Annotated in this window: 21 protein-coding genes and 1 riboswitch; of the genes, 3 read left to right on the top strand and 18 right to left on the bottom strand. The window is 50.6% G+C overall.

Going from position 1 to position 24,614, the window contains the following annotated elements:
- Position 1 precedes the first annotated feature (1 nt).
- From HQ393_RS03845 to HQ393_RS03765, 17 genes are all read right to left on the bottom strand, one after another.
- Entirely contained in the window at positions 2 to 1,915 is a 1,914-nt protein-coding gene (locus tag HQ393_RS03845; RefSeq protein ID WP_179357537.1) for a bifunctional diguanylate cyclase/phosphodiesterase, read from the bottom strand.
- A 12-nt stretch (positions 1,916 to 1,927) separates the two neighbouring features.
- Positions 1,928 to 2,632 (bottom strand): transglutaminase-like cysteine peptidase, encoded by a 705-nt coding sequence (locus tag HQ393_RS03840; protein ID WP_179357536.1) that lies wholly within the window; start codon positions 2,630 to 2,632, stop codon positions 1,928 to 1,930.
- Positions 2,633 to 2,643: 11 nt separating this feature from the next.
- Positions 2,644 to 5,562: an HD domain-containing phosphohydrolase gene (locus tag HQ393_RS03835; RefSeq protein WP_179357535.1), complete on the bottom strand. Its 2,919-nt coding sequence runs from the start codon at positions 5,560 to 5,562 to the stop codon at positions 2,644 to 2,646.
- Between the two features lie 291 nt (positions 5,563 to 5,853).
- Positions 5,854 to 6,405: a hypothetical protein gene (locus tag HQ393_RS03830; RefSeq protein ID WP_179357534.1), complete on the bottom strand. Its 552-nt coding sequence runs from the start codon at positions 6,403 to 6,405 to the stop codon at positions 5,854 to 5,856.
- Positions 6,395 to 7,165: a DUF2092 domain-containing protein gene (locus HQ393_RS03825; RefSeq protein WP_179357533.1), complete on the bottom strand. Its 771-nt coding sequence runs from the start codon at positions 7,163 to 7,165 to the stop codon at positions 6,395 to 6,397. Before HQ393_RS03825 ends, HQ393_RS03830 begins: the two co-directional genes overlap by 11 nt.
- A 108-nt stretch (positions 7,166 to 7,273) precedes the next feature.
- Positions 7,274 to 7,516, bottom strand: coding sequence for a hypothetical protein (locus HQ393_RS03820; RefSeq protein WP_179357532.1), 243 nt, complete (start codon positions 7,514 to 7,516; stop codon positions 7,274 to 7,276).
- A gap of 486 nt (positions 7,517 to 8,002) precedes the next feature.
- Entirely contained in the window at positions 8,003 to 8,770 is a 768-nt protein-coding gene (locus HQ393_RS03815; protein ID WP_179357531.1) for an ABC transporter ATP-binding protein, read from the bottom strand.
- Positions 8,767 to 9,759, bottom strand: coding sequence for a FecCD family ABC transporter permease (locus tag HQ393_RS03810; protein ID WP_179357530.1), 993 nt, complete (start codon positions 9,757 to 9,759; stop codon positions 8,767 to 8,769). The genes HQ393_RS03815 and HQ393_RS03810 overlap by 4 nt, the downstream gene beginning before the upstream one ends.
- Positions 9,756 to 10,622 carry a cobalamin-binding protein gene (locus HQ393_RS03805; protein WP_179357529.1) on the bottom strand — a complete coding sequence of 289 codons (867 nt, stop codon included), beginning with the start codon at positions 10,620 to 10,622 and terminating at the stop codon, positions 9,756 to 9,758. The genes HQ393_RS03810 and HQ393_RS03805 overlap by 4 nt, the downstream gene beginning before the upstream one ends.
- The gene (locus HQ393_RS03800) at positions 10,619 to 12,040 is read right to left on the bottom strand and encodes a nucleotide-binding protein (protein WP_179357528.1); all 1,422 of its coding nucleotides are present in this window, start codon (positions 12,038 to 12,040) and stop codon (positions 10,619 to 10,621) included. Before HQ393_RS03800 ends, HQ393_RS03805 begins: the two co-directional genes overlap by 4 nt.
- On the bottom strand, positions 12,041 to 12,886 hold the full coding sequence (locus HQ393_RS03795; protein WP_179357527.1) for an NYN domain-containing protein: 846 nt from the start codon (positions 12,884 to 12,886) through the stop codon (positions 12,041 to 12,043).
- Between the two features lie 18 nt (positions 12,887 to 12,904).
- Entirely contained in the window at positions 12,905 to 13,351 is a 447-nt protein-coding gene (locus tag HQ393_RS03790; protein ID WP_179357526.1) for a YiiD C-terminal domain-containing protein, read from the bottom strand.
- Positions 13,352 to 13,529: 178 nt separating this feature from the next.
- On the bottom strand, positions 13,530 to 14,132 hold the full coding sequence (gene cobO, locus HQ393_RS03785) for a cob(I)yrinic acid a,c-diamide adenosyltransferase (RefSeq protein ID WP_179357525.1): 603 nt from the start codon (positions 14,130 to 14,132) through the stop codon (positions 13,530 to 13,532).
- Positions 14,129 to 14,929: an ABC transporter substrate-binding protein gene (locus HQ393_RS03780; protein ID WP_179357524.1), complete on the bottom strand. Its 801-nt coding sequence runs from the start codon at positions 14,927 to 14,929 to the stop codon at positions 14,129 to 14,131. Before HQ393_RS03780 ends, cobO begins: the two co-directional genes overlap by 4 nt.
- A gap of 11 nt (positions 14,930 to 14,940) precedes the next feature.
- Positions 14,941 to 15,963, bottom strand: a complete 1,023-nt coding sequence (gene cobD / locus HQ393_RS03775; RefSeq protein ID WP_179357523.1) for a threonine-phosphate decarboxylase CobD — start codon at positions 15,961 to 15,963, stop codon at positions 14,941 to 14,943.
- A gap of 15 nt (positions 15,964 to 15,978) precedes the next feature.
- The gene (gene cbiB, locus HQ393_RS03770; RefSeq protein WP_179357522.1) at positions 15,979 to 16,953 is read right to left on the bottom strand and encodes an adenosylcobinamide-phosphate synthase CbiB; all 975 of its coding nucleotides are present in this window, start codon (positions 16,951 to 16,953) and stop codon (positions 15,979 to 15,981) included.
- Positions 16,954 to 16,956: 3 nt separating this feature from the next.
- On the bottom strand, positions 16,957 to 18,798 hold the full coding sequence (locus tag HQ393_RS03765) for a TonB-dependent receptor domain-containing protein (protein ID WP_179357521.1): 1,842 nt from the start codon (positions 18,796 to 18,798) through the stop codon (positions 16,957 to 16,959).
- A gap of 145 nt (positions 18,799 to 18,943) precedes the next feature.
- A riboswitch (cobalamin riboswitch) is annotated at positions 18,944 to 19,171 on the bottom strand.
- Positions 19,172 to 19,358: 187 nt separating this feature from the next.
- Here HQ393_RS03765 and HQ393_RS03760 point away from each other — a divergent pair.
- From HQ393_RS03760 to HQ393_RS03750, 3 genes are read left to right on the top strand one after another with little or no spacing between them, the layout of a single operon-like run.
- Positions 19,359 to 19,934: a GbsR/MarR family transcriptional regulator gene (locus HQ393_RS03760; RefSeq protein ID WP_179357520.1), complete on the top strand. Its 576-nt coding sequence runs from the start codon at positions 19,359 to 19,361 to the stop codon at positions 19,932 to 19,934.
- A gap of 2 nt (positions 19,935 to 19,936) precedes the next feature.
- Positions 19,937 to 21,265 carry a cytochrome ubiquinol oxidase subunit I gene (locus HQ393_RS03755; protein ID WP_179357519.1) on the top strand — a complete coding sequence of 443 codons (1,329 nt, stop codon included), beginning with the start codon at positions 19,937 to 19,939 and terminating at the stop codon, positions 21,263 to 21,265.
- Positions 21,265 to 22,290: a cytochrome d ubiquinol oxidase subunit II gene (locus tag HQ393_RS03750; RefSeq protein ID WP_179357518.1), complete on the top strand. Its 1,026-nt coding sequence runs from the start codon at positions 21,265 to 21,267 to the stop codon at positions 22,288 to 22,290. Before HQ393_RS03755 ends, HQ393_RS03750 begins: the two co-directional genes overlap by 1 nt.
- Before the next feature lie 56 nt (positions 22,291 to 22,346).
- On the opposite strand, the gene HQ393_RS03745 is transcribed toward HQ393_RS03750, so the two are convergent.
- Positions 22,347 to 24,587, bottom strand: a complete 2,241-nt coding sequence (locus HQ393_RS03745; RefSeq protein ID WP_246307943.1) for a M16 family metallopeptidase — start codon at positions 24,585 to 24,587, stop codon at positions 22,347 to 22,349.
- Positions 24,588 to 24,614 lie beyond the last annotated feature (27 nt).

Here is a 24,614-nt window from a genome sequence, read left to right as displayed (position 1 = left end):
ACTATATTTTCATTTTTAATTGAGTAACTGGCCCAGTTGCGCCGTTAAGTCCTAATTGCTGCAGTTTGCTCCATTCACCTTCGGTGCGCACCAATTCGGCGATGGTCATAATGTTGAGTGCTTTGGTCACAGCCATGATGGCTTTAATCAGCTGTTGATTGTTCGACTGCTGATCGATGTCATGAATGTAACTGCTGTCGATTTTTAAGTACGACAGTGGCAAGTCATACAGTTTGGGCATGCTGCCGACTTGACGGCCAAAATGCTCAATTCCTACTTTGACGCCTAATTTGCGCATTTCGGTAATAAATGTCGAGAGCGATTCCAAGTCATCAATCAAGGCACTTTCATTCACTTCAAGCCACAAACGCATCAAAGATTCACGTGATTGTTGATTTAACAATGTAGCCAAATCCCGACGGAACTGCACATTCGATATGGATTGGGGCGCAATATTGATTGCAATATCGGCCGATTGCGTAGACAGCATTTTCAACCCCAGTTGCACCGCCGCTAAATCGAGCGCTGGTAGCAAATTAAATCGAGCGGCAAACGGCATAAACACACCTGCCGATTGTAATTCTCCCGTGGCAGGATCTGGGAGGCGAAGCACCATTTCTTGATGCAATGACTGACCATTAAAATCGAGCACGGCAAAGCTGGCTGCGACAAAGTGCTGTGCCTCGATCGCTTTTTGTAAAATCTGAAGCCATTCATCATTCGGACGGCTTGCTTTGATCGCCGCATATGCAGCAGCTGCGACATTGTTTTGCATTTGGGATTCAGCTTGCGCTAAGGCACCGTCGGTTCGGCTTAATACTGCGCCAATACCATCGCCTTGAGCGTAGGAGCTATATCCCAAGGCGATGAAATTGGACAGAGTGGGTGCCAGTGCAGCAATACTGCCCAATAGTTTCTCGGCAAAGTCCGCTTGCAATTCTTGTCCAGGTGCAAATAGGACAAAATCAGAACCATTTAGCCGCGCAGCTTGCCAGCCTTCGTTACTGTCCGCGTGATGAGCCAGTTCGGTCGCCAATTCGGTCAGAAGTTTATCGGTAGCTTGTCGGCCTAAATCGCGGTTAATCCCAGCCAGATCCTTCAAGCGCAGCATATACAGCACACCAAGCGGCAAACTTTCTTCACTGCTAAGTGCATCGGCTAGCCGGCCCATAAAAAAGCTGCGATTAGCAAGGCCGGTGACGGGGTCGCGATTGGCGTCACGTTTTAGTTCTTCGATATGCGCGGTTTGCTCGTCCAGCATGGCTTTCACTCGGTCGACCATGCTATTCATTGCGTCTGCCATTGGGCGTAATTCGATGTAACGTGGTTGCGGTACATTGATAAAGCGGCGCTCACTAATCGCGGCGGCTTGCGCCATGATTTGTAGTATTGGGGCACGTATGCGACGTAATACAATGTGCATCAAAGCCCCTGTAGCAATACCCCCTAGTAGCATCCAGATGAAAAGTTTTTGGGCACTTTTCCAAAGCGATTCATATGCAAAACGAGAATGCGCTTGAATTTCTACTTTGCCAGCCTGCTTCCAGCCATTCGTAATTAACGCCGTCCCTACACTGACACTAATTGGAAAGCGCGCAATAAACCAGCTTGGCACGTCGCTAGGCAAGTCTTTATTGTGCAATTCATTGATGATTTTGCCGTGCGGATCGGTAATGCGAATCAACTCAAAATGCCCAGAGTCAAACAGTGCGTTACTCATTAACTCGATCATTGCGGGGTCATTGGCCTGCTGTGATATTGATAGTGCGAGCGATGAGGCGTTGTCACTGCTTTGCGTGTAGAGCTGAGTTTGTAAATAGTCGCGCGCACTCAATGTACTAACGAGCAAAGCCACAATAAATGCCATGACGGCAGAGGCAATGATCATCAGCCAAACTTGGCGGAATAAAGACATATAATGTTTCCCTTAAAATTCAATGCCATCGGCTTGCATGCGCAGCAAAACATCTTTCCAGCGTGATAATCTATCAATCGAGCCAGAAGGCTGATTGCCGCTGCCAGCAAAAATACCTTCGCTGTTAAAACTAAACACGGGGACCAAGTCAGCTCGGCGGCTAGCAGGACGGATGTCGGTAATCAGATTATCTAAAATCAGTGGTTCGGCATCGGGCGTTGGGTAATAAGTGAGCACCATATGCGCCTGTGTTACGGTGCTACTAGCGCCACCAATTTTAGCTTTTACGTAGCTCATGCGCAGCTTTTCGGCCGCCACGCCCAACTCTTTGAGTGCAAAGTACTTGATAATGGCAAAGTCTTCGCAATCACCCGCACCTTTTCCCACCATTTCCAGTGGCGAAGCCCAGTAATCGGCTTGTTGCCAGATAGTCATATCATCCTGAAACTGAAAACGCCGGTTGAAAAACTCGTTTACTCGCTTGAGCTTATCGGGTTCAGCCAGGGTTTTACTGCTAGCAAGTAACTGCTGTGTCTCACTCATCAGCTTGCTTGCATTGGCACCGTAGCGCTGCTGAGCCATTTTGACGAGTTTATCAAAATCCCAGCCCGATCTGGCAGGCAAAGCCTGAATCAGCACACACAGCAGTGCTGCGAATATCAAGCGCCGAGCGGTGATCAATTGAAGCAATATGATGTGGGTTTTTCTTCTAACCATAAGGTGCGTCATCAGGCGAGATAGCTGGAAATATCAACTTCATCGATCTGCTCGGGCTTCATAAAGCGCTGAGCATATTCAAGATGCAGGCCTTCTTGCAAAAACAGCCGGAATAAATCCACGTCAATATGCTGGTCTTTCACCATAAAGCCCATGATTTTAATCGCCTCCGACAGCGTTTTACCTTTTTTATACGGCCTATCGACCGCGGTGAGTGCTTCAAAAATATCGGCAATCGCCATCATGCGGGCGGCTGGGCTCATTTCATCGCGCTTCAAACGTTTTGGGTAACCGCTGCCGTCCATTTTTTCATGGTGGCCGCCGGCGATTTCTGGCACACGTTGCAAATGGCGCGGGAAGGGAAGTTTTTCCAGCATGACAATGGTCTGAATAATGTGCTCATTAATCTTGTAGCGTTCTTCTTCTGAGAGGGTACCTCGCGCAACGCCAAGATTATAAAGCTCTCCACGGTTATACATGTGCTCAGGCACTTTCACCTTAAAGCCCCAAGGGTTGTCGTCACCCAGCTTGTCGCGCTCGGCGCGCAGCAAGATATGCTCAGGTTTATCAGCCAACAACAGCTCGGAAACAGGCAGGTCGGATTCGGGCGTGCGCTGTTTGCGCTCTTTTTCTTCATGCGCAATGCCAATACGATCAGATAAAGTGCGCTGCCAAGTACGGGCGGCGATTTGCTTAAGTCGCTCGATTTTATCGGGGGCCATAAATTCGCCACCTTCATTACAGGTCGCAATAAAAGCAAATTCTGCATCGAGTTCGGCCCATTCGCTAGCCAATTGCGCTTGTAGTTCATCAGTCTTGCCACCTGCGGCAATCGCCTGCCAGCAACGCACTTCGGCATCGCGTTTAAGCACTTCAAAGCGCATCCGTACTTCATGGATCCGATCATACAATGTTTCAAGTTTGGTGGCTTTATCTACCACGTATTCAGGTGTCGTCACCTTACCGCAATCGTGCAACCACGCGGCGATGTGCAGCTCTTCCCACTGGTCTTCGTTAAGCTTGAAGTCGGCAAACTGTCCTTCGGTTTGCTTTTCTGCTGCACGGGCGAGCATTTTGGTCAGTTCGGGCACGCGCTGACAATGACCGCCGGTGTATAGGCTTTTGGCATCAATTGCACCGGCAATCAGTTGAATAAAGGCTTCCAACAATACTTTTTGCTCATTCACCAAGCGTTGCGTATCAACGGCGACGGCAGCGGTGGCAGCAATGGTTTGTACAAAAGCGAGTAAATCTGCGCTCGGTTTCTTACTTTCATCAATCGCCAATGCCAACGCGCCAACCAGTACGCCGTCGCGATTGCTAAGCGGTAAAGTCAGTTGTGTGAGTGAGCGCTCAATGGGTGGCAAGAGCGGAAAATCCCGACTAAATTCGGCAGCACTCACGGTTTTCAGTATTTCTTGCGCACGCAAAGCCGTGGCAACCGTGTGATTGCTCGCCATATTGATGTTTTCAGCTCCCGGGTGCGCGGCTTGAGCTGGGCCATGCCAAAAAAACTGTGTTGATTCGAGCTCTATCGTGCCTTGCTGATTATGCGCAATATAAATTACGCCGCCGTTAGCTTGGCTGACTGCGCCCAATTCATCCAGAATTTTGGCCTGCAGGCGGCTGAAGTTTTTTTCTGCCGCCAGCGCTTGCGAGAGCGACATAAAGCGGGAAATGGTTTGTTTCATACCACCCAGACCATGAGCTAGGCGTGCAATTTCAGTGATATTGGTATTAACATCGACCGCCTCATCAAATTGAAATTGCTCAATTTTTTGCACTTCCTCTGTTAAAGCATTAATGGGTTTGGAGGCTTTGTGTGCCATCCAAATGGCCAGCACCACGCCAAATGCAATTAACAGCGCAGCAACCCAGATACTTTGATTGCGCTCGGCAATTGCTGCGCTAAGTAACTCTTGGTGGGGTGTCGCCATCAGTAGCGTTAGCTTTTTGCCATTGGGTAAATTAATTTGTGTTGTTAATCCTTCCCAATCTTCACCGCTGTCGGTCGCAAATGTACTGGCATTGCCCGCTTTACCTTGCGGTAAACCCAAGAGTTTTTTCAAAACAGGAGCGTCAAAACTCACTAATTTGGGTAGCCGCAGTTGACCATCGGCTTCTTTGATTAAATCTGGCGTACCTTTATGCGAAGAGATCACCCGCTGCTCCGAATCAATCAAAGCGAGGCGTGTATCAGGGGTGATGCGATGGCGCAGTAAAAAATCATTAATGCGCTCCAAGCGAACATCACTGCCAACCACGCCTTTTTGGTTTGCGGTTTGCTGTGAGAATGAAATACCAACCAGTCCACTAGCAGAAAAATAATATGGATCGGTAATTAATAATTGACCAGGAGTGCTTTTAGCCTTGTACCAATCACGCGTACGTGGATCGAAATCATATTTAGGATCAACGCGCCGTTCGATTAATTTGAGCGCTTGATCGTAAAATAGATATTCGCCAATGGCTTGACCCGTAGAGTGGCTAACGCTCTGTACGATCCACAGCGTATTTTTTGGCGGGTTAAAACGCTTAGTCATCGCCGGATGGCCACGGTAAATGCGAACCAGAAAGAAATCGCCCGTTTCGTAGCCAATGTAGTGTGCAATGACGGCCGGATTGTAACTGAGCGAGGTCGTTAGATATTTCAAGCTATCCAGCCGCTCATCCAGCGTCGTGGCATTCATTAAACGTTGCTCAGACAAGAGCTGCGCGGTGCGTGCGCCGCTTTGGTAAATCTGCTCAACTTCTTCTGCGGTTGATTTGGCCGCCAAGCCAAACTGCTGATCAGCCGCGGTTTTCAAAATTAAACTGCTGGAGCGATATTGATTCCAACCGCTTAACAAGGCAAACCCCACCAGTAGCGCAACAAAGAGGTAGGAAATATGAATGTAGAATGGAATTCGGTTTGTTATGTCGTTTTGCATATTAAATTTCTTTGCTGTAATGCATTTTTTTTGAATAGCGATAAAAAATAACGAATCGCATCATTCTACTAATATTCAATTGAGTTGCCACAAAACTTTGTGGCTGATGCTTGGATTTATTTAAATGGTGCGCAACCTAATCTTTGCAACTTTGATTTTTAACGAGAATATATGCCGTTCGATCTACACGGAAATTCCTACTAAAAATGATTTTACTTGCCCAAAGGTCGGCAAATCAAAATATACATTCAAAGCCTACCTACTGAGGTAGGTAGGCCTATCCTGATCAATCTAATACGGTGGGTTAACTACGATATAAGTAATATCTGGCCCGCTATATTGGGGCTGATACCATGTATTACCACACTGCAAAAAGCTCGTGCCACGATTAACAATTTGCACACAATTTGTTGGTAATTGATTGGCACGAATGATCGAACCGATTATTGCCGCAGTGGTGGTTACCGCTACGGTGGTCGCAACGGCCCGGCCTACATTCCAATCATCGTCATCATCCCAGCGATCATGGTGGTGGCCCCAGCCACCGCCGCGATCAACATTGATATCAATATCGTGGCTATTGTTGATATTAATATTGCGATGGCCATTGTTGGCATTCATATTGCGCTTATGATTTGCACGGTCTCGCTGATTGAGTTTTGCGCCCTGATTAACGGGACGCTGAATTGTTGGGCGTTCCGCTTTGGCCGGAGAAACTCGGCCAATACTTGGGCGAGCCTTGCCTGTAGCTTCGAGTCGCGCCTGCGCATTGGGCATCCCAATGACCATCAATGAAGTAGCCAATACGCCGCAGATTGTTAGCTTCGACCGATTATTGTTCATTTTTCTCCCCCTGTTCACCGACTTTTTTCAGCGGAATAGCTTGGTCATGTTTACCTGGTTTGAACTTGAAATCACTTTCTTTGAAAGTAGGTTTCATCTTCCAGTGATACTCAACTACATATTCAGGTTGCGCAGCTTCATCTGTACTGACAATCGACAGTTTGCAGGGTAACGCGGGTTTGCTGCGGCTGAGCCAAAGCTGCCAATCAACGCCTTCTTGGCGAAATGCCATATGGTCGCATAGCTGACCGTTAATCTGCGTTGGGCCTACATATGCCGCCACGGTTAATTTATCGAGCTGTTTAGCATCGCGTCCCAGTTGGAATAAGTCTTCGAGCGGTACTTGCAGTCCATATTCGCTTTCGAGTTGGTGTAATGCATCGTAAACATTATTACTTGCAGGCACTGTCGCAAAATAGCCTTGCTTCGGTGCATACTGGGTGATGCTTTTACCATCGTAATAAAATTTCCGATTAAGGCGGTCGCTTTCAATGCTGGAGCTGATTTGCTGAAGGTGATTGACCTTCATGCTGGTTTTGCCATGAATTTTGACCTTCTGGCCGTTATCGAGCACCAAATCCTGTGTTATATCAGCATCGACCTGAAAGCGCGTGAGCGAACGAAGGTAGTCCCCCGTCTCTACCAATTTACTTATCACGACAGGATTAATGTTTGAATCTACGGGGGCTTCGCCGGTTGCTCCTGATACGGCGGTGATTGGTAACAAGGCCATGCCAAGCAATTTGAACGGTAATTTCATCCAGTTCTCTCCTTGTGATGTTGCTACTCACTTTCACGCCATTTCAGGGCCCCATAGCATCATGATGTCGTAAAATGGCGAGTATTAATGATTAGAAGTTTATGCTAATTAGTGATCATGCTTATGTGATACCAAGGCGACTAAGGTTTGCGTGCTCTCTTGTTGCAAGTCGCTCGCTGCCGCTTGCGGTTTTAATGCCGGCAAAGTGGTCGGTTTGACTTTACCGGCAAACGTTTTATCGATCCGTGCTGAACTGCCCGCCAGGCGAGCGACTTCGGCTTGCGAGCCAATCGCGATAAATTTGCCATCGCGAACGGCAATGGCCTCGGCACGTGGTTGCAAAGGATTCATCGTAATGAAAGTGTTGGCTGTATAGATCGTGGTTTGCGCGACTGATTTGCAATTTCACCTGCTGCATCTTGCAAGGACAAGGTTTGAGCTTGTGCAGTCCCAGCAAGCAGGCTGGAGAAAATCAAAGTAAATATGGAGCGATACATATCAACTTCACCTAGATAGCAAAATAAGCTGCAGATCCCATAAAACCCCACATTCATATACATAATGCGATGCTTGAATTGGCTGCAAAGTTTGAATCAAATACTGCAAATTCTAAACGGATGACACGCAACAATGACCAATATAGATCCTCTTTGCGACTAGGAAAATGCTTAAATCGCAACATGAATAAAATAAAGTCAGCAAGCCGAGAATCATTGCGTAGGCGTACTTAAAAAAACAGGAAAGTGCAATTCAAGGCCTTATATGAACAACACTTTTGGGACATCCCAGCTTTCTATTGTCATATTGCTGCTACGTGTCAGATACCCGCTCACAACTTCATCTCATCGGCACAAACCAGCTGCTGCCATTTTGCTCTATTGCAGATACGGGATGATGGTATAGCCTGCTAAGCAATTTTGTATTTAATGTTTCAACCAATACCCCAGCACTCCACGTGCCATCACCGAATAATAGCAAGGCGTGTGTCGCCAGTTGTGCGGCGTGATTGGGGTCGTGGCTGACCATTACGATACTTCGGCCTGCGGCAAGCTCTTCGCGCAGCACCGCGAGTGCTTGTTGCTGATGGCGCAGATCGAGTTGCGAGAGCGGCTCGTCGAGCAACATCAATGGCGCTTGCTGGGTGAGTGCAGTCGCCAGCGAAACGCGGCGGCGCTCGCCGCCAGACAGGCTTGCCAGATCGCGCTCGGCAAAACCCTGCAAATCCAACCTTGCCAGTTGCTGCTGCGCCAGCGCCAGATCGGCCGCGCTTTCCCATTCCCAGCGGCTCAGATGCGGATGGCGACCGGTGAGCGTTTTTTCTAACACAGTCAAAGGAAATGGGCATTCATCTTGCTGTGTTTGCCACGCAAGCTGTTTCGCACGCTGAAGAGGTGCAACTTGCTGCATTGGCACACCTCCCAGTAGTACCTGCCCCGCACTTGGCTTAAACCAGCCCGCCAAGCTGGACAACAGCGTACTTTTGCCGCAGCCATTTTCACCGAGCACAATCCACGCCTCGCCTGCGCTAATTTGTAGATTCAAATTGCAAATCAGCTCACGATCGCCCTGCTTTAAGCTCAAATTTTGCGCTTGTAATAAGCTCATCGGCGGCCTCCCGCTTTGCGCGACAGCAGCCATAAAAACACCGGCACGCCGAGCAAGGCCATGACCACGCCGACGGGCAATTGCTGTGGCGCGATCAAGGTGCGCGCCAGAATATCGGCCAGCAGCAAAACAACACCACCCGCCATCGCAGCGGCAGGTAGCAAGAGACGTAAATCTTGCCCGATGATGAGTCGCAAAGCATGCGGCACGATGAGCCCAACAAAGCCAATCATCCCTGCGGTCGTAACCGCCAATGCGCAGGCCAGCGCTGCGGCAAAATACAATATCCACCGCAGGGTATTATGATTTAGCCCCAATGAAAACGCAGATTCTGAGCTCATACCCATGATATTGAGCTCACGCGCCAAGGGCCAAATGCCAATCAGTAGCACCAGCAACATCACCATGGCCGACTGCCAATGCGCCCCTGCCAAATCCCCCATCAGCCAGAAAATCATGCCGCGCAGCAGGCCATCGGGCGCCATGCTGAGCAACAATGAAGAAAGCGCACCGCAAAAAGCGGCCAAAGCGACGCCAGTCAGCAGCAATCGTGTTTGCGTCGCCGAGTGATCACGCCCCGCCAGCAAAAACACGATGATGATGCTGGCTAGCGCCCCACCACCTGCCGCCAGATTGACGCCCAAAGTACCCACCCCGAGTAATAGCGCCAACAGCGCGCCCACACTGGCCCCGCCAGAAGTACCCAGGATGTAGGGATCAGCCAATGGGTTGCGCAACAAGACTTGCTGCAATGTACCAGCCAGCGCCAGCAGACCGCCGACCGCCAGCGCCGCCAAGGTGCGCGGCAGGCGAAGCTCGAGCACCACATCGCGCGCCAGCGCAGCCTCATCAGCACTACTCCAAAGCTGCCATGGCCGGTAATTGGTCGAGCCAAAGCAAAGGCTCGCTGCGATAGCTAGCAGCATCAATAGCAAGAGCACCGCCATGGTCGCGCTGACTTTTTGCGGGGTTAAACGCGCAGACTTCATTGCCTCGCCTTTTCGAGCGCTTCGCACATGGCTTTGCCGCCTTCAACGAGGCGTGGCCCCATCCGATTGACGCTATCTTTAGGCAGCATATAAAACTGATTATTCTGCGTGGCTTTCAGATTTTTCCACTTTTTCCACGGCACCAGCCAATCGGTTTTCATGCCCGGCTCGCCGCTCGTCATGACGACATCCGGGTTGGCGGCCAGCACAGCCTCAACATCCACCTTGGGCGTTAGATCGACTTGGGTACCAAACACATTCACGCCGCCGCACACGCGCATCACATCCGAGATGATTTGTGTGTTGTTGATCGTCATTAGCGGTCTATCCCAAATCTGGTAAAACACCCGCACAGGTTTACGGCCGGCATAGGTTCTTTCCAACTGCGCCAATTGATCGCGATAGCTTTTCGCCGCCTTGGCCGCCCCCGCCTCATTGCCCGATAGCGTGCCAAGCCGTTCCAACACGGTAGGCACGTCGCTCATTTTTTTGGAAAACGTCAGAAACACTGGAATGCCCAAGGATTTAATCTGATCGAGTTGCCGCTCTGGGTTGCCTGTTGCCCAGCCAATAATCAGATCGGGCTTAAGCGCGCGGATGCGTTCCAAGTCAAAACCGTTATAGCCGCCAATGCGCTCAATTTGGTTCGCCTCAGGCGGGTAATCGCTATAATTGACCGCGCCAACAATCAATTTGCCGGCGCCAATCGCAAACAAATCTTCAGTCACATGCGGCGCAAGGCTGATGATGCGCTTAGCGGGCTGTGCCAATGCAATTGTCGCGCCAACATCATCTTTCACACTCACCGCAGCCAATACACTTGCGCTGGCCACGCTCATTGCAAGGGCAAAAATCAACTTCATACTACAACTCCAAACAATGCCGCGGTTGCGGATGGATGACTCATAAACCAGCTGTGAATATACGACGCTTTGATATACCCATGCTTGTATAGTGCCTCACCATTAGACCCCAAGCGGCATGGCGATCCATACCCAACGGGAGCTAATTCGGTCGTGAGCTTTGAATAATGGAAAGTATGCCCACGGATTTCGCCACGGCCAAGATTGAAACTTTGCGCTCCCAACGCAGCCAAACGCGTTTGCATCGCGGCCTGCGCGGGCAGCAAGCCCCACATGGGCTTCACGCTGCCATCGACCAAAGTCAAACTTTCACACAGCGCCAACATCCCACCGCACTCCGCCCAAATCGGTTTGTCCGCCGCCAAATGCGCAGCTAATTCAGCGCGAATAGTCGGATGCGCAGCTAAGGTATCGGCATGTAATTCGGGATAACCACCAGGTAACCAAACCGCATCACACTCGGGGAGCGACTCGTGCGCCAGCGGGGAGAAAAACCTCAACTCCGCACCCAGCAATTGAAGGCAGCGTAAATTGGCCGGATAAATAAAACAAAATGCCGCATCGCGCGCGATTGCAATCCGTTTTCCACGCAGTAAAGGCTGGATTTCAGGCTCAATGGGCGCGGCAAATTCAATCGGAGCGCCTAATTGCGCAATCGCTTGGCCAGCCAGCGCATCAGCTATGGCATCGAGCTTGGCAGCAAGATCGGGTATTTCCTCGGGCAGTGCCAAGCCTAAATGGCGTTCGGGTAAGGGTTCAACCCGACCGACCCAACCCATCCAAACGGAACGCGATTCCGCTACTGCGCCTTTCGCAGGCGGCGTCAAATCCTCGCGCAAACCTCGCTGTACGTCTTGTACTACCTCAGTTTTCGCTGCGGATTTTTCTTGCCCGCAAACGGCTCGCAACGCGGCCTCGCGCTCCTTGTTCTGGGGCTTTATTGACTCTTGCAGCATCTGCGCATGGCGCTCGCCCGCGACTTTATTGGCCAGCACACCATAAAATGGCAAATCAGCACGATAATGCGCCAAGCCAAACGCCAGCGCACCAAAGGTCTGCGCCATTGCGCCCGCATCGATTATCGCCAACACCGGCAGGCCAAATTTCACCGCCAGATCAGCCGTACTCGGCTCGCCATCAAACAGCCCCATCACCGATTCGATCAAGATCACATCGAAATCACGCGCCGCTTGCGCCAGCATCTGCCGACACAAATCCTCACCAACCAGCCATAAATCAAGATTATCAACCGGCTCGCCACTGGCAAAACAGAGCAACAGCGGATCGAGAAAATCAGGGCCGCATTTGAAAACTTTTACGAGCAGACCTTGGCGACGATACAGCCATGCCAGACCTGCGGTGATGGTGGTTTTGCCAGAGCCTGAGGATGGGGCTGCGATGAGGAGTACTGAAGCCAATTAATTTCCTTTATTCTTAACGTAGAGCACTTTTGGGCTACCAATCCGAATTTCTCGCTCATCAATTAAGAACTTATTTGCATGCGCCTTAATTAAATCACTTAGTTTTTTATGACCATATTTTCTTGAGTCAAAATCTGGCTGTTGACGAGTCAGATATGAACCTATATCTGAAATGCGGGTATACCCTTGATCATCTGAGATTTCGTCAATAGCCGATTTAAGTAGTGTAACTACGTCAAGATTTAGATTTGCAGTACCGATCACGGCAGGAGCTATTTCTTCTTTAACAATAATTGGTTCTTTTTTAATAATTGCCTTTTCGATGACTTTAGTTTCTTTAGGCAACTCAGCGTCAATACTCGCATCAGCAGCAAGATAATCTGTTTCAATAAATTTATCACACGCGGCTTTGAATGGCGTTGGGGTTGTTGCTCGGCCTATTCCGAACACTGTTAAACCTGATTCACGAATTCTTGCAGCCAATCTTGTAAAATCACTGTCACTAGAAACCAAACAGAACGCATCAAACCGTCCTGTGTGCAGCAAATCCATAGCATCGATAATCAACGCACTGTCAGTGGCATTTTTACCCGTTGTATATGCATATTGCTGCATAGGCAAAATTGAATGCTCTAATAGAACTGTTTTCCAAGAATTCAAATTAGGTTTTGTAAAATCGCCATAAATACGTTTGACCGTTGCAATACCAAATTTTCCAATTTCAGCCAAAATGGGTTTAACAAGTTTAGCCTGTGCATTATCCGCATCAATCAAGACAGCTATTCTTTGGTGATTATTTTCAGGCTCAAACTTGAATTCAAACTTTGGATTTAGTTTACTCATTATTATTCTCTCTTGATATTAATTATGAATCACATAATTCCCACTAAATTTCACCGCCACACCCTGCTGCGTCACGATTTCAACCGCCAAAGCAATCCGCCCTCGCCCTTTGCGCTCGAATAATTTCAGGCAGCGCGCAAATTCGTCGTCTTCCGCTAACTCACACCTTGCCGAGATAGTTTCAACCACGGGCAGCAGATACTCGATTTGCGCGTCTTGAATTACGATATGCGCATGAATCCCCGCCGCATGTAACCTAGCAAACACCATACTCCAACCCGCCAACACCGCAACGGCGTACAAGCTGCCGCCAAAGGCGGTGCATTTGTGGTTGATATTCGGCGACAACGGCGCTGCAAGCTCGACTAACTGAGTGCTGGCGCTGATGACTGAAATGCCGATTTCACGCGTCAGCGGGATTTCTACGTGCAGTGTTTTTTCTAACAAGTTTTTCAATTCAGACATTCACCGACTAACCCTCAAAAAATGCATCAAAAACGAGGTTGAGTCATAGCGAGCGAGCGTCAGCGCTGCGCGGCCGGAACGCAGAAACCGGAATTTACTTGCAGTACATGAGGCTTCATAACTATCGAGTACTGCCAGAGCGGCGATCACGGGATGCGCAGCATGACTCAAGCCGTTTTTACCACTCCAAGCCCTTTTGGGCTCTGATCCCCGCCTTGTACGCATGTTTTTCGTCGTTCAATTCGCTAATCGTGTCGGCAATCTCGCGCAGTTCTGGTACGGCGGCGCGGCCCGTCACGACGACATGTTGCATCTCGGGGCGCGATTCGATGTCGCGGATCACCGTCGCTTTATCCAAATAGCCGTACGATAGGCAATAGGTCAGCTCATCAAGTACGACCACATCGTAGCTGTCATCATTGAGCATTTTGGCTGCCATCGCCCACGCTTCTTCCGAACGCGCTTTGTCGGCTTCAAAGTTTTGCGTTTCCCACGTAAAACCGTCGCCCATCACATGCCATTCGCAGTGCTTACCCAAAAAGGCTTCTTCGCCGGTATCGGTGCGGTTTTTGATAAATTGCACGACGCCCACTTTCATGCCGTGACCAATCGCGCGCGCCACCATGCCAAAGGCCGATGATGATTTACCTTTGCCGTTGCCGGTGAGCAAAATCATGATGCCAGTGTCGATATTGGCCTCGGCAATGTGGGCGTCGATAATGGCTTTTTTGCGCGCCATGCGGGCGGCGTGGCGTTCATTGCGGGTGCTTTCTTGGCTCATTGGGCGATATTCCGAATAAAAGATTGAATCAACGGCAAGCCGCGCGTGATGGCGGTGATGCCGGGCACCAGCAAATCTTCGCTGGCAATATCAAAGACAACATTGTTTTGTACCGCAGGGATGCTTTGCCAGCCGGCACGCTGCTTCACCGCCTCGGTGTCAAATGTTTGGCCACACCAGCTACCCAAGATCAAATCGGGCGCAGCCGCGATAACTTGCTCTGGTGTGACAGTGCGATCTTTCGCTCGCGGGGCTTGCGAGATGGCATCAAACACATCTTCGCCACCTGCAATTGCGATCAGCTCAGACACCCAGCGAATGCCGCTATACAGCGGCGTGTGCCATTCTTCAAAATACACTTTGGGCCGCTGGGTAAAACTGGTGGCCTCCAGCTGTGCGGCGGCGATGTTTGCTTGCAGCTCGGCGATCAATTGCTCGGCTCGTTCACTGCAATCGAGCAAGCGCCCCAAGGTGGCGATCATATTGAAGATGCCAGCAAGCGATTTTTGATTGAAAAAATGCACTTCATAGCCAGCCAAAATGCATTCCTTAACGATCTCACCTTGCAAGCTCGAATACGCCAAAATTAAATCAGGCTCAATGGCAAAAATTTTCTCAGCTTTGGCAGTGGAAAATCCGCTAATAATCGGGTGATGTTTAGTCACGCCAGCCGGATGCCGCGCAAAGGCGGTGATGCCTGCGATACGATGCTGCTGACCCAGTGCATACAGCACTTCCACCGTTTCACTGCTTAAACACGCGATGCGTTGCGGGCCTTGAAGATGATTATCTTGCAAATAAATATCCTTTATTTTGCTGGCGATATTTGCTGCGCAGCAGCGCGTAAACGTCGCTCAAACTCGCCCCGATCATGGATGGCGACTGCGCCGAAGCGGATGGCATCCACGCCTATATCTTGGGTATTGAATGGGCGGCTATATATTCTATTACTTGCCAATGCATACCCCCATTGATCGATCTCTTTCACTGGGCAAAACTGCATCAAGGGATGCGAGCCGCGCGGCGGTAATCCTACGGAGCTGAGTAATTGCCCCAGCCAATCGGCATCGGCGTTAAGCCGCTCGCGCTGCGCGCTTTGCCATGCGCTATCGGCCAAAGCCAGCTCGCCCGCCCACAGCGCCGGGCCACTCACGCTCCACGGCCCCAGCAAGCTAGCGAGTTGCTCGCGCAGTTTTTTCTCGGCAAAGACAAAACCAAGGCGCAAACCCGCCAAACCAAAAAATTTCCCAACCGAGCGCAATACAATCAGCCCAGGCAAATGAGCATCGGCGCACAGGCTTTGCGTTGGCGTAATGCAATCCATAAAGGCTTCGTCGACAATCAGCCAGCCGCCCCGGCTAGCCATGCGTTGGTGCAAATTAAGCAGCGTGTCACTCGACCACATTTGACCATCAGGATTATTCGGGTTGACCAGCACCAGCACATCCAGTCGATCGACTGCATATTCGATTTCGTTGCTATTGAGTGGTACAACCGTGTGCCCTGCCATTTGCCAACGCCAAGCGTGCTCGGCATACGATGCGCGCAGTACGCCAACCTTACCCGCTGCGCGCAACATCGGGAGTGCGCAGATCGCCGCTTGCGAACCTGCCACCGGCAACACCTGCTCGCTGCCGTAATATTGCGCGGCGCAGCTTAAAAAGTGTGGGCTTGGATGCGGCAAACGCTGCACGACTTCCACCGGCAGCGGCGGTAAGGGGTAGGCATAGGGTGCAATACCCGTCGAGCAATCGATCCAATCGGCCAGCGTGCCGCCAAAATTGGCCATCAAAGTTTGCATATTGCCGCCGTGCCGTGGTGCGCTATTCATTACTGTTTCCTTGACTTAGAAGCTCATCGCAATTGTGAGCAGCGGTAAGGCTAACAAGCAAACTAGCCACAGAGCCAGCGTTTTTTTTACCAAATCGATACTGCGCTCAATATCGGCGGCGAGCGGCGCGGGGCCAAACCCCAGCCAAGTGCGTAGCTCGATTCGGCCGTGATAAATGGCATTGCCGCCCAAAGTTAGTCTCAGCGCCCCAGCCCCCGCCGCCATGACTGGCCCGGCGTTGGGGCTATCCCACAACGGCGCTTGCTCGCGCCATGCTTGCCAAGCCAGCCGTGTATCGCCCAACACGGCATAGCTCGCGGCGGTTAAACGGGCGGGGATAAAATTGAGTACATCGTCCAGCCGCGCTGCGCAACGGCCGAAGTAGATCAATCTTTCGGTGCGATAACCCCACATTGCATCCAGCGTATTGGCCAGGCGATGCACGATGGCACCCACTCCGCCCAGCAGCACAAACCAGAACAGCGTCGAGAAAATCGCATCGGCGCCGTTTTCTAGCGTCGACTCAATTGCACCCTTGGCAATATCGGTTTCGGATAATTGCGTGCAATCGCGGCTCACGATCATGCTCAGCGCATACCGCGCCGCAGGTAAATCTTGGGCAATGAGCGGTTTGGCAATCGCATCAACGTGGCGAAATAAGCTATTCGCGCCCAGCGCAAACCACAGCGCCATGCCATGCAGCAGCGCCAATAGCGCCAGCTGTAGCACCGCGTGATGATCGGTCAATTGCGTGACGATTTGTTCAACAGCCAGAAAAATAACAAGGGGTATTGCCAGCAAAATCAGTACTGAAAATGCACCTAGAGCAATACCCATACGACCTATATTAAATTGCTGCTCCATCCGCTTCACCCATCGACCGAAACCGACCAATGGGTGAAAACGCCGTGGCTCACCCACGCACCATTCCAGCACCAGCGCGATGGCCAGAGCAAGCAAGAGCGTGAGTGGGTGAAAGCACAGCAGCATGGCTTACTTCTGTGCCCACTTGACAGTGAGCATGCCGTTGGCGCCTAAAGTGCCGTAGTCTTTGGCCAACTCGTATTCCTGATCAAATACATTATTAATACGCAGCTCTAGCCCCCAGTCTTTGGCCACTTGCCATGTCGCCGCCAGATTGGTCAGTGCATAGCCAGCCAGCGATTTTTTATTCGCGGCATCATCAAAACGCTGGCCTTGTGCCTGCATTTCGACGCGGACTGTCCAATTGGCCTGACCATAAGCGGCGTAAGCGAAACCGGCATTTTTAGCGCGACGCGCGAGCTGCTTACCATTATTGGCGGTGCTGGAATCATCCGTCGCATCCAGGTAATCGTAACTACCGCCAAGGCTCACGCCATTGATTTGCCAATCCGCCGTCAGCGTTAAGCCTTGCAAATTCGCTTTCCCAATATTGGCTGTGCCACCTTTTGCGGCATCATATTGCAGCAGATCGGTCACCCGATTGCGGTAAATCGTAGCGCTCGCTTGCAGAGTTTTCTGCGCATAACGCAAAAATGCCTCGGCGTTTTTAGATTGCGCCGGTTTCAGATCCGGATTGCCGTAGCCTGGGTAGTACAGCTCATTGAAAGTTGGAGCTTGGAAACCTGTTGCATAGCTCGCGCCAACTTGCCAAGCATTGGCAAAGGCCCAGCTTGCACCGATCGTGCCGTTGGTATCGTTGCCAAATTGCGAGTTGTCATCGTTACGCAGATTTGCTTGCAGCGTTACATCGCCCAGATGCGCCAAGTAGCCGCCCCAAACGCTATTAATCCGGCGCGAATCCACATCGTATTGCGTCGTACCTGACACTGCTTGCAGCAAGGTTTCGGCGGCCAAAGTCAGTACGCCCGGGCCTGCTTTAATATCATTTTGCCAAGCAAACTGGCTTTGTTGTGTCTTGAATTGGCTCTTTTCAGGGCTATAGGACGTCGCTGGCGCATAGTTAAACGAATTATCAACGCTTAGCCCCGCTTGCAATTTGCTCGCCCAAATATCGGTCAGCTGGTTTTTGCTCCAGATCGTACCGCTACCATTGCTGCCTTCATCGCGATAATTGTAGGTGTTGGTGGCATACGCATTGTCGTATTGGTTTTTCACCTGCGCGATCAACACACTACCGCCAATTTCATTGCGCTCATTAAAGCTGTGGCTGGCCGATGCTGAAACGCTCAGGTTTTTGTAGCCGTCTTTATCGCTACTGTATTTTTGATATTTGGGTACCGCCAAGGCGCTGATGCCGTCTGTTTGGCTGTACGCTACGCCTAAAGCGTAATGGGTTTGCTCGTTGCCACCGCTGACATTGGCGCTCATATCCCAGCTATTTTCAGTGCCGTAACCAAGTTTGGCACTAGGTTGAAAGCCTTTGCCGCCTTGCTTGGTAAAAATCTGAATCACGCCACCAATGGCGTCTGCGCCGTACAAGCTGGCGGCTGTGCCGCGCAAAATCTCGATGCGATCGATTTGTTCAAGCGGTAAATGCTGCAAAGCCGCCTGACCCGTCGTTGCCGAGCCATAACGGACGCCATCAATCAACACCACGGTTTGCTGCGCGTTCGCGCCACGAATATAGATCGCGCCCGATTTTCCTGCGCCACCGTTGCTGGCCACCTGAATACCGGGCTGGCGAGCGAGCAATTCGGGGAGCGTCGTATTGTTTTGGTTTTCTAATTCGGCCGCATCAATCACGGTCACATCGCCCACCACTTCACGTGCAGGCTGAGCGATACGGGCGGCCGTCACCACCACTTCATCGAGTTGAGTCACTTCGGCATGAGCGGTTGCGGCTAGGGTAGATAAAACAACGAGGTATAACTTGGAAAAGCGCGTATTCATTTAAGTCTCCGGCAATACACCCACAGCGTATTGCATCAATAAAGCGGCAGGAGACTTAAATGGCATCAACAGGAATGTCGCCGGCAATGCGGCTAGAAATCTGTCGCCACGGCCACCCTGCCGTACGTCACAGCTATTGCGCCTGAGCGTAATAACTCGCAAGGCCGGTATCCGGACTCAACAGACTTAATCGATCGCCTTCCCATCGTTGGCATTGCGCCATCATTCCGACAGTGGCTGCGTATTCAAACGCCAGACCGATTCACACTGTTTTACCGTTGCAGGGGCAGTACAGGCATTGAACCTGTTTCCCGTTTAAAGGCGACTTTTAGGATTATCCATACGCCGCCTCACCTTTGCTGGCGCGCATTGTAGCGCAAAGCACTCGCGCCTACCTGTCGCGAATATGACAAATCGATTTAAGTTGCGACTTAGGTTTTTTCAATCGAATACATAGCTAAATACAATCGCCAGCTAAACCGCCGCTGCATTGCTATGTGCTGGGAGTAAGAATATGATTTGGATCAAATTTCACAAATTACTGAAAATTCAAAACTTCCATGAACCTCACTCCACTTATCCAATCTTTCGTGCTGCACTTTGGCGAAATGGGCAGCCATTGGGGCATTAACCGCACCGTCGGCCAGATGTATGCGCTGCTGTTTGTGAGTGAAAAGCCGCTCAACGCCGACGAAATGGCCGAAGCGCTGGGCTTTTCGCGTTCCAATATCAGCATGGGGCTCAAGGAGCTGGTGTCATGGCGTTTGGTGAAATTGCAGCATTTACCGGGCGATCGCCGCGAGTATTACTCCACGCCTGAAGACGTCTGGGTGATTTTCCAAACGCTGGCCGAAGAGCGCAAAAAACGCGAAGTGGACCCAACGCTAACGATGCTGCGCGGTGCGCTGCTTGAATCACCGAGCAACGAGGCCGACCGCCACGCGCAAGCGCGAATGGAACAAATGCACGATTTGATCGACCTGACGACCAGTTGGTTCAGCGATATTCAACGCCTTGACGTTGAAACACTGCAAAAGCTAATGAAACTGGGCTCGCAAGTACAGAAATTTCTCGAATTCAAACAAAAGCTACCTGCCTTTATGGGTGGTAGCGATGCCAATCCGACCAAGGAATAATCATGCTTCCCGATGCCCTACTCGACCCCGTGATACTGGCGCGGATTCAGTTTGCCGCTAATATCACCTTCCACATTTTATTTCCCACCATCAGTATCGCGATGGGCTGGGTACTGCTGTTTTTCAAGCTGCGCTTTAATTCAACGGGTGACGCCAAATGGATGGAGGCGTATGGCTTTTGGGTCAAAATCTTCGCGCTGACCTTTGCGCTGGGCGTCGTGTCCGGCATCACGATGAGTTTTCAGTTTGGCACCAACTGGCCGGGCTTTATGAATACCGTCGGCAATATCGCCGGGCCGCTACTGGCGTATGAAGTATTGACGGCGTTTTTCCTTGAAGCGACCTTCCTCGGCATCATGCTGTTTGGCCAGAAAAAAGTGAGCAATCGCATGCACACGCTGGCGACCGTGTTGGTGGCCGGCGGGACGACCTTGTCGGCGTTCTGGATTATTGTGCTCAATTCTTGGATGCAAACGCCGACTGGCTTTGAAATGATCAATGGTCAGGCGCATGTAACAAGCTGGTTTGAAGTGGTGTTTAATCCTTCGATGCCGTATCGACTCACGCACATGCTGATCGCGTCGGGCTTAACCGTCGCGTTCTTGATTGCAGGCGTGTCGGCGTATCGCTGGCTCAAAGGCCAGCGCATACCCAGTGTGCTGTCCGCGCTCAAAACTGGCGTCGTATTGGCCGCAGCATTGATTCCTTTACAGATTTTTGTCGGCGATATGCATGGCCTGAATACACTCAAACATCAACCGGCCAAAATCGCCGCCGTCGAAGGCATTTGGCATACCGAACACGGCGCGCCATTGATGCTATTCGCGCTGCCGAATGAAGAAACACGCAGCAACGATTACGCGATTGGTATTCCCAAAGTTGCCAGCCTGATTTTGACGCACGATATCAATGGCGAAATCAAAGGCCTCAATGAATTTGCCGAGCATCCGCCCGTGGCAAAAGTATTTTGGGCTTTCCGCATTATGGCAGGGGTGGGTATGTTGATGCTACTGGCGAGCTGGCTGGCGGTGTGGCAGATACGTCGCCAAGGTGAACCAACACCGTTAGTGAGCAAACTGCTGATCGCCATGACCTTTAGCGGTTGGGTCGCCACAGTGGCAGGTTGGTACGTCACCGAAATCGGCCGCCAGCCGTGGCTGGTGCAAGGCGTACTCAAAACCGCCGACGCGGCATCCCATGTACCGGGCGGAATGATTTTATCGACGCTGATTATGTATCTGGCGCTGTATGTCTTCTTGCTGATTTCGTATATCTCAGTCGTGTTTTATCTGGCCAAAAAGGCCGGGGCGGCGGAACAGGAGAATCAATAATGCTCAATACCATTGATCTAGCCTACTGGCTGCCCGTCATCTTCGCCGCACTGATGGTGATTTCGATGTTCGCCTATGTCATTCTCGACGGGTATGACCTTGGCGTTGGCATATTGCTTGAATTTGAGAAAGATACCCAAGAGAAAGACAAAATGATCGCGTCGATTGGCCCTTTTTGGGATGCCAATGAAACGTGGCTGGTGCTTGGCGTGGGCTTATTGTTGGTCGCCTTCCCGCTGGCGCATGGCGTGATTCTGGGGGCGCTGTACTTGCCCGTCGCATTGATGCTGCTGGGCTTGATTTTGCGCGGTGTCGCTTTTGATTTTCGCGTCAAAGCCAAAGCGCATCATCAGGCGATGTGGAATACCTTGTTTTTTGCCGGTTCGTTGCTCGCCGCCGTCTCGCAAGGCGTGATGCTTGGACGTTATATCACTGGCTTTGCCCCCGGCTGGGGCGCTTGGGGCTTTGCCCTGCTGGTGGGCGCCAGTTTAGCCGCGGCGTATGCATTGCTCGGCGCGGGTTGGCTGATGATGAAATCGACTGGCCCATTGCAACAGCGCGCAGTGCGCTGGGCACAAGGCAGTTTGTGGCTAGCGGCTTTGGCTACCATTTTGGTATCGATCGCGACACCATGGATCAGCCCGCGCGTATTTGCGCTGTGGTTTAGCATGCCCAATATTGTCTTGCTCGCACCAGTACCGATTTTCACCGCGGCACTCTTTGCGGTCATAGCGTATGCACTACCCAAATTGGCTGCGCGCCAGCAGCAAGGCAACGATAATTTTTGTTGGCTGCCTTTTGCCGCAACCGTTGGGATTGTGGTGTTGGCGTTTTTTGGTCTGGTTTACAGCATCTTCCCGCACTTGGTGATCGACCAGCTCACGATCTGGCAAGCCGCCAGCAGCCCTGAAGCGCTACTGATCATGCTGTTTGGCGCGGCTTTGGTGCTGCCGACAATCATTGGCTATACGATTTATTCGTACCGCGTGTTCTGGGGAAAAGCGAGCGAGCTGAGTTACCAATAAACTTCAGTCAAACAAAAGGCGACTTCCTTGAGTCGCCTTTTTAACACGCCAGCAATTTATTGTTTTACGTCTGACTTTGGTTTTAACTTGTCAAAATTGATGTCGTTCGTGCAGTTAAATGCGCCACTAGTCCAGCGGCTTGGCCCCAGCCAATTGTTCAAGTAATAAAACAAAGTGTCTGCCGAGTAACTTTGTGGCTCAAGTTGAGCGGGCAGCTTATCCGCCCATTGCCATGCTCGGGCCAGCTCAAATGCGTACTCAAGTGGTTGCTGCTTTTCATCGTGCCATTTTTTGGCTGTATTTTCATTTGCAGCCGCCGCCTGTGCCTCGGTTGGCGGCTTGAGATACAGGCTCGATAGGGTACGCTCAACCGCGCTGGCGATTTCTTTACACTTGTCATCATTATGCTTGAACTCAAAATTGAGAAGCAGTCCTTGCGAGGGTGATACAGTCGAAGAATAGGCAATGTTATATATTTCGCCGCTTACTTCCCTTAGTTCCTGATTTAGGCGGGCGTGGATAAGCTCCGCCAAGGCATCACCGATTTGGTTAGATTCAACACTTGCAGCAATAGGCATATTCGCCTGCAAAATACGCCAAGCCACATCTGACTTAACCCTCTGCATTTGCTGGGAGGGCACGATGTTGCTAAGTTTCTTCGCAGTCAAAGGCTTTGCTTTACTTGGCCATTGTAAATTTCCTAAATATTGCTCAATTACAGGCAAGGCCTGTGTGGGTTCAACACCAGTTAGTACATATTTAAAGTCAGCTGGATTACTGAGTAATTGTTTGCGCACTTCAATAATGTCAGCGAGTGTGGCGTCAAAATCACTCCGTTGCCAATATGTTGGCATCGGCCATTCTTCGCCATAGCGCAATGAATTTAAGCCTAGATAAAGCGTATTAATCGACGCCAGTTCCTGCTGATACGCTTTGTCGCTACTAATCTTGACCTCGCTGGCCTGATCACGCGGCGCAATTAAAGTTAGGTACAACAGCTGAAGTACGGTATCGAGCTCATCTCGATTCGCCTTCCCAATCAACAGCGTGTTATCAATTCCAATAATTTGATAAAACGTCGCAGGATGATTTTCAAGATATTGATTTACTTCGCTGCCGTTGCTGTCGCCCATACCTGCGCGTACCGCATAACCTGGCAATATCCGAGCTGCAGGTAAGTATCTTTTATCGCTTAAATTAATCATCCCTAGCGGTGAAGACGCAATTAAAGCAATCTTTTCACTCGCGGATTGCGGCGGCACCACTAAAATCTGCAGGCCATTACTAAGGGTATAAATTATACCGCCCGTGGCTAAGTCTTTTTGCTGCTTAGCAATTGGCTGCCGATCAAGTTTAGCCATCACCAGAGATGTTGTTTGATTGATCACTGTCGGCGTCAATGGCTCGGCTTTAATCTCCTCAATCATGGAGCTCAAAGAAGAAAGGGTATATGGTGTTAAGCTATATAAATTATAAGGTTGAAGAACATACACCACCTGATCTGGAGCATTTAGCAACTCACCCATCCGTTTTTGAAGCACACTACTGTTGATGCTTTTGCTGTAAATCGCTCGCCGCGACATCGATTCCTGCGGAGTATTAAGATAATAACCATGGCGCACATGAGCTAGCATCCTGCCGATCCACTGCCGATTACTCAGTACTTTTGATCTCCCTTTATTGTTGGAGTCAATCGCCATAGCAATTTCACCGTCGGAAAAGCCAAAACGCTCAGCGCGGACAAACTCGCGGTATAGCTCGCGCAGTCCATCTTTGAGCTGATTGTCTTTCACTTCCACCTGAAAAAGAATTTCAATATCTCGCGTAGGCCAATTAAAACCAGTTTCTTGATCTGCTGAAACCGCTTGCAGCACGCTACCTACCGTGCGTGATTTTGCATTCAACCGCTGACGCAATAAATTGATGAGCACTTCATCTTGGTAATCTTTGACCAAGGAATCAGCATTATTTTGGTCAATCTGACCTACGCGCCATGACCAGCGCAAGGTAGACTGGGCAATTGACATATCCCGATTCACATACTCGCGCAATGGTTTGGATGAAACGGTTATAGTTTGCTCACGGGGCTTATCCCCCTTGGAAACAGAGCTAAAGTAGTCTTGGATTAGTTGTTCAACTTGCTGTGGCTCTACGTCACCCACAACCATCACCGTCATCCTTTGAGCTTGATATTCCCGAAGATAAAAACGTCGCAATTGATCAGGATTAGCGCGGTCAATGTTTGCCTTCTTACCGATTGGCATCCGTTTTGCATAAACCGAGTCGGGCAAAATCACATCATAAACAGATTGCCAATACGTCTG

It is taken from the genome of Chitinibacter bivalviorum, assembly GCF_013403565.1.
Classification (GTDB): domain Bacteria; phylum Pseudomonadota; class Gammaproteobacteria; order Burkholderiales; family Chitinibacteraceae; genus Chitinibacter; species Chitinibacter bivalviorum.
This window is presented reverse-complemented; position numbering and strand designations above follow the sequence as displayed.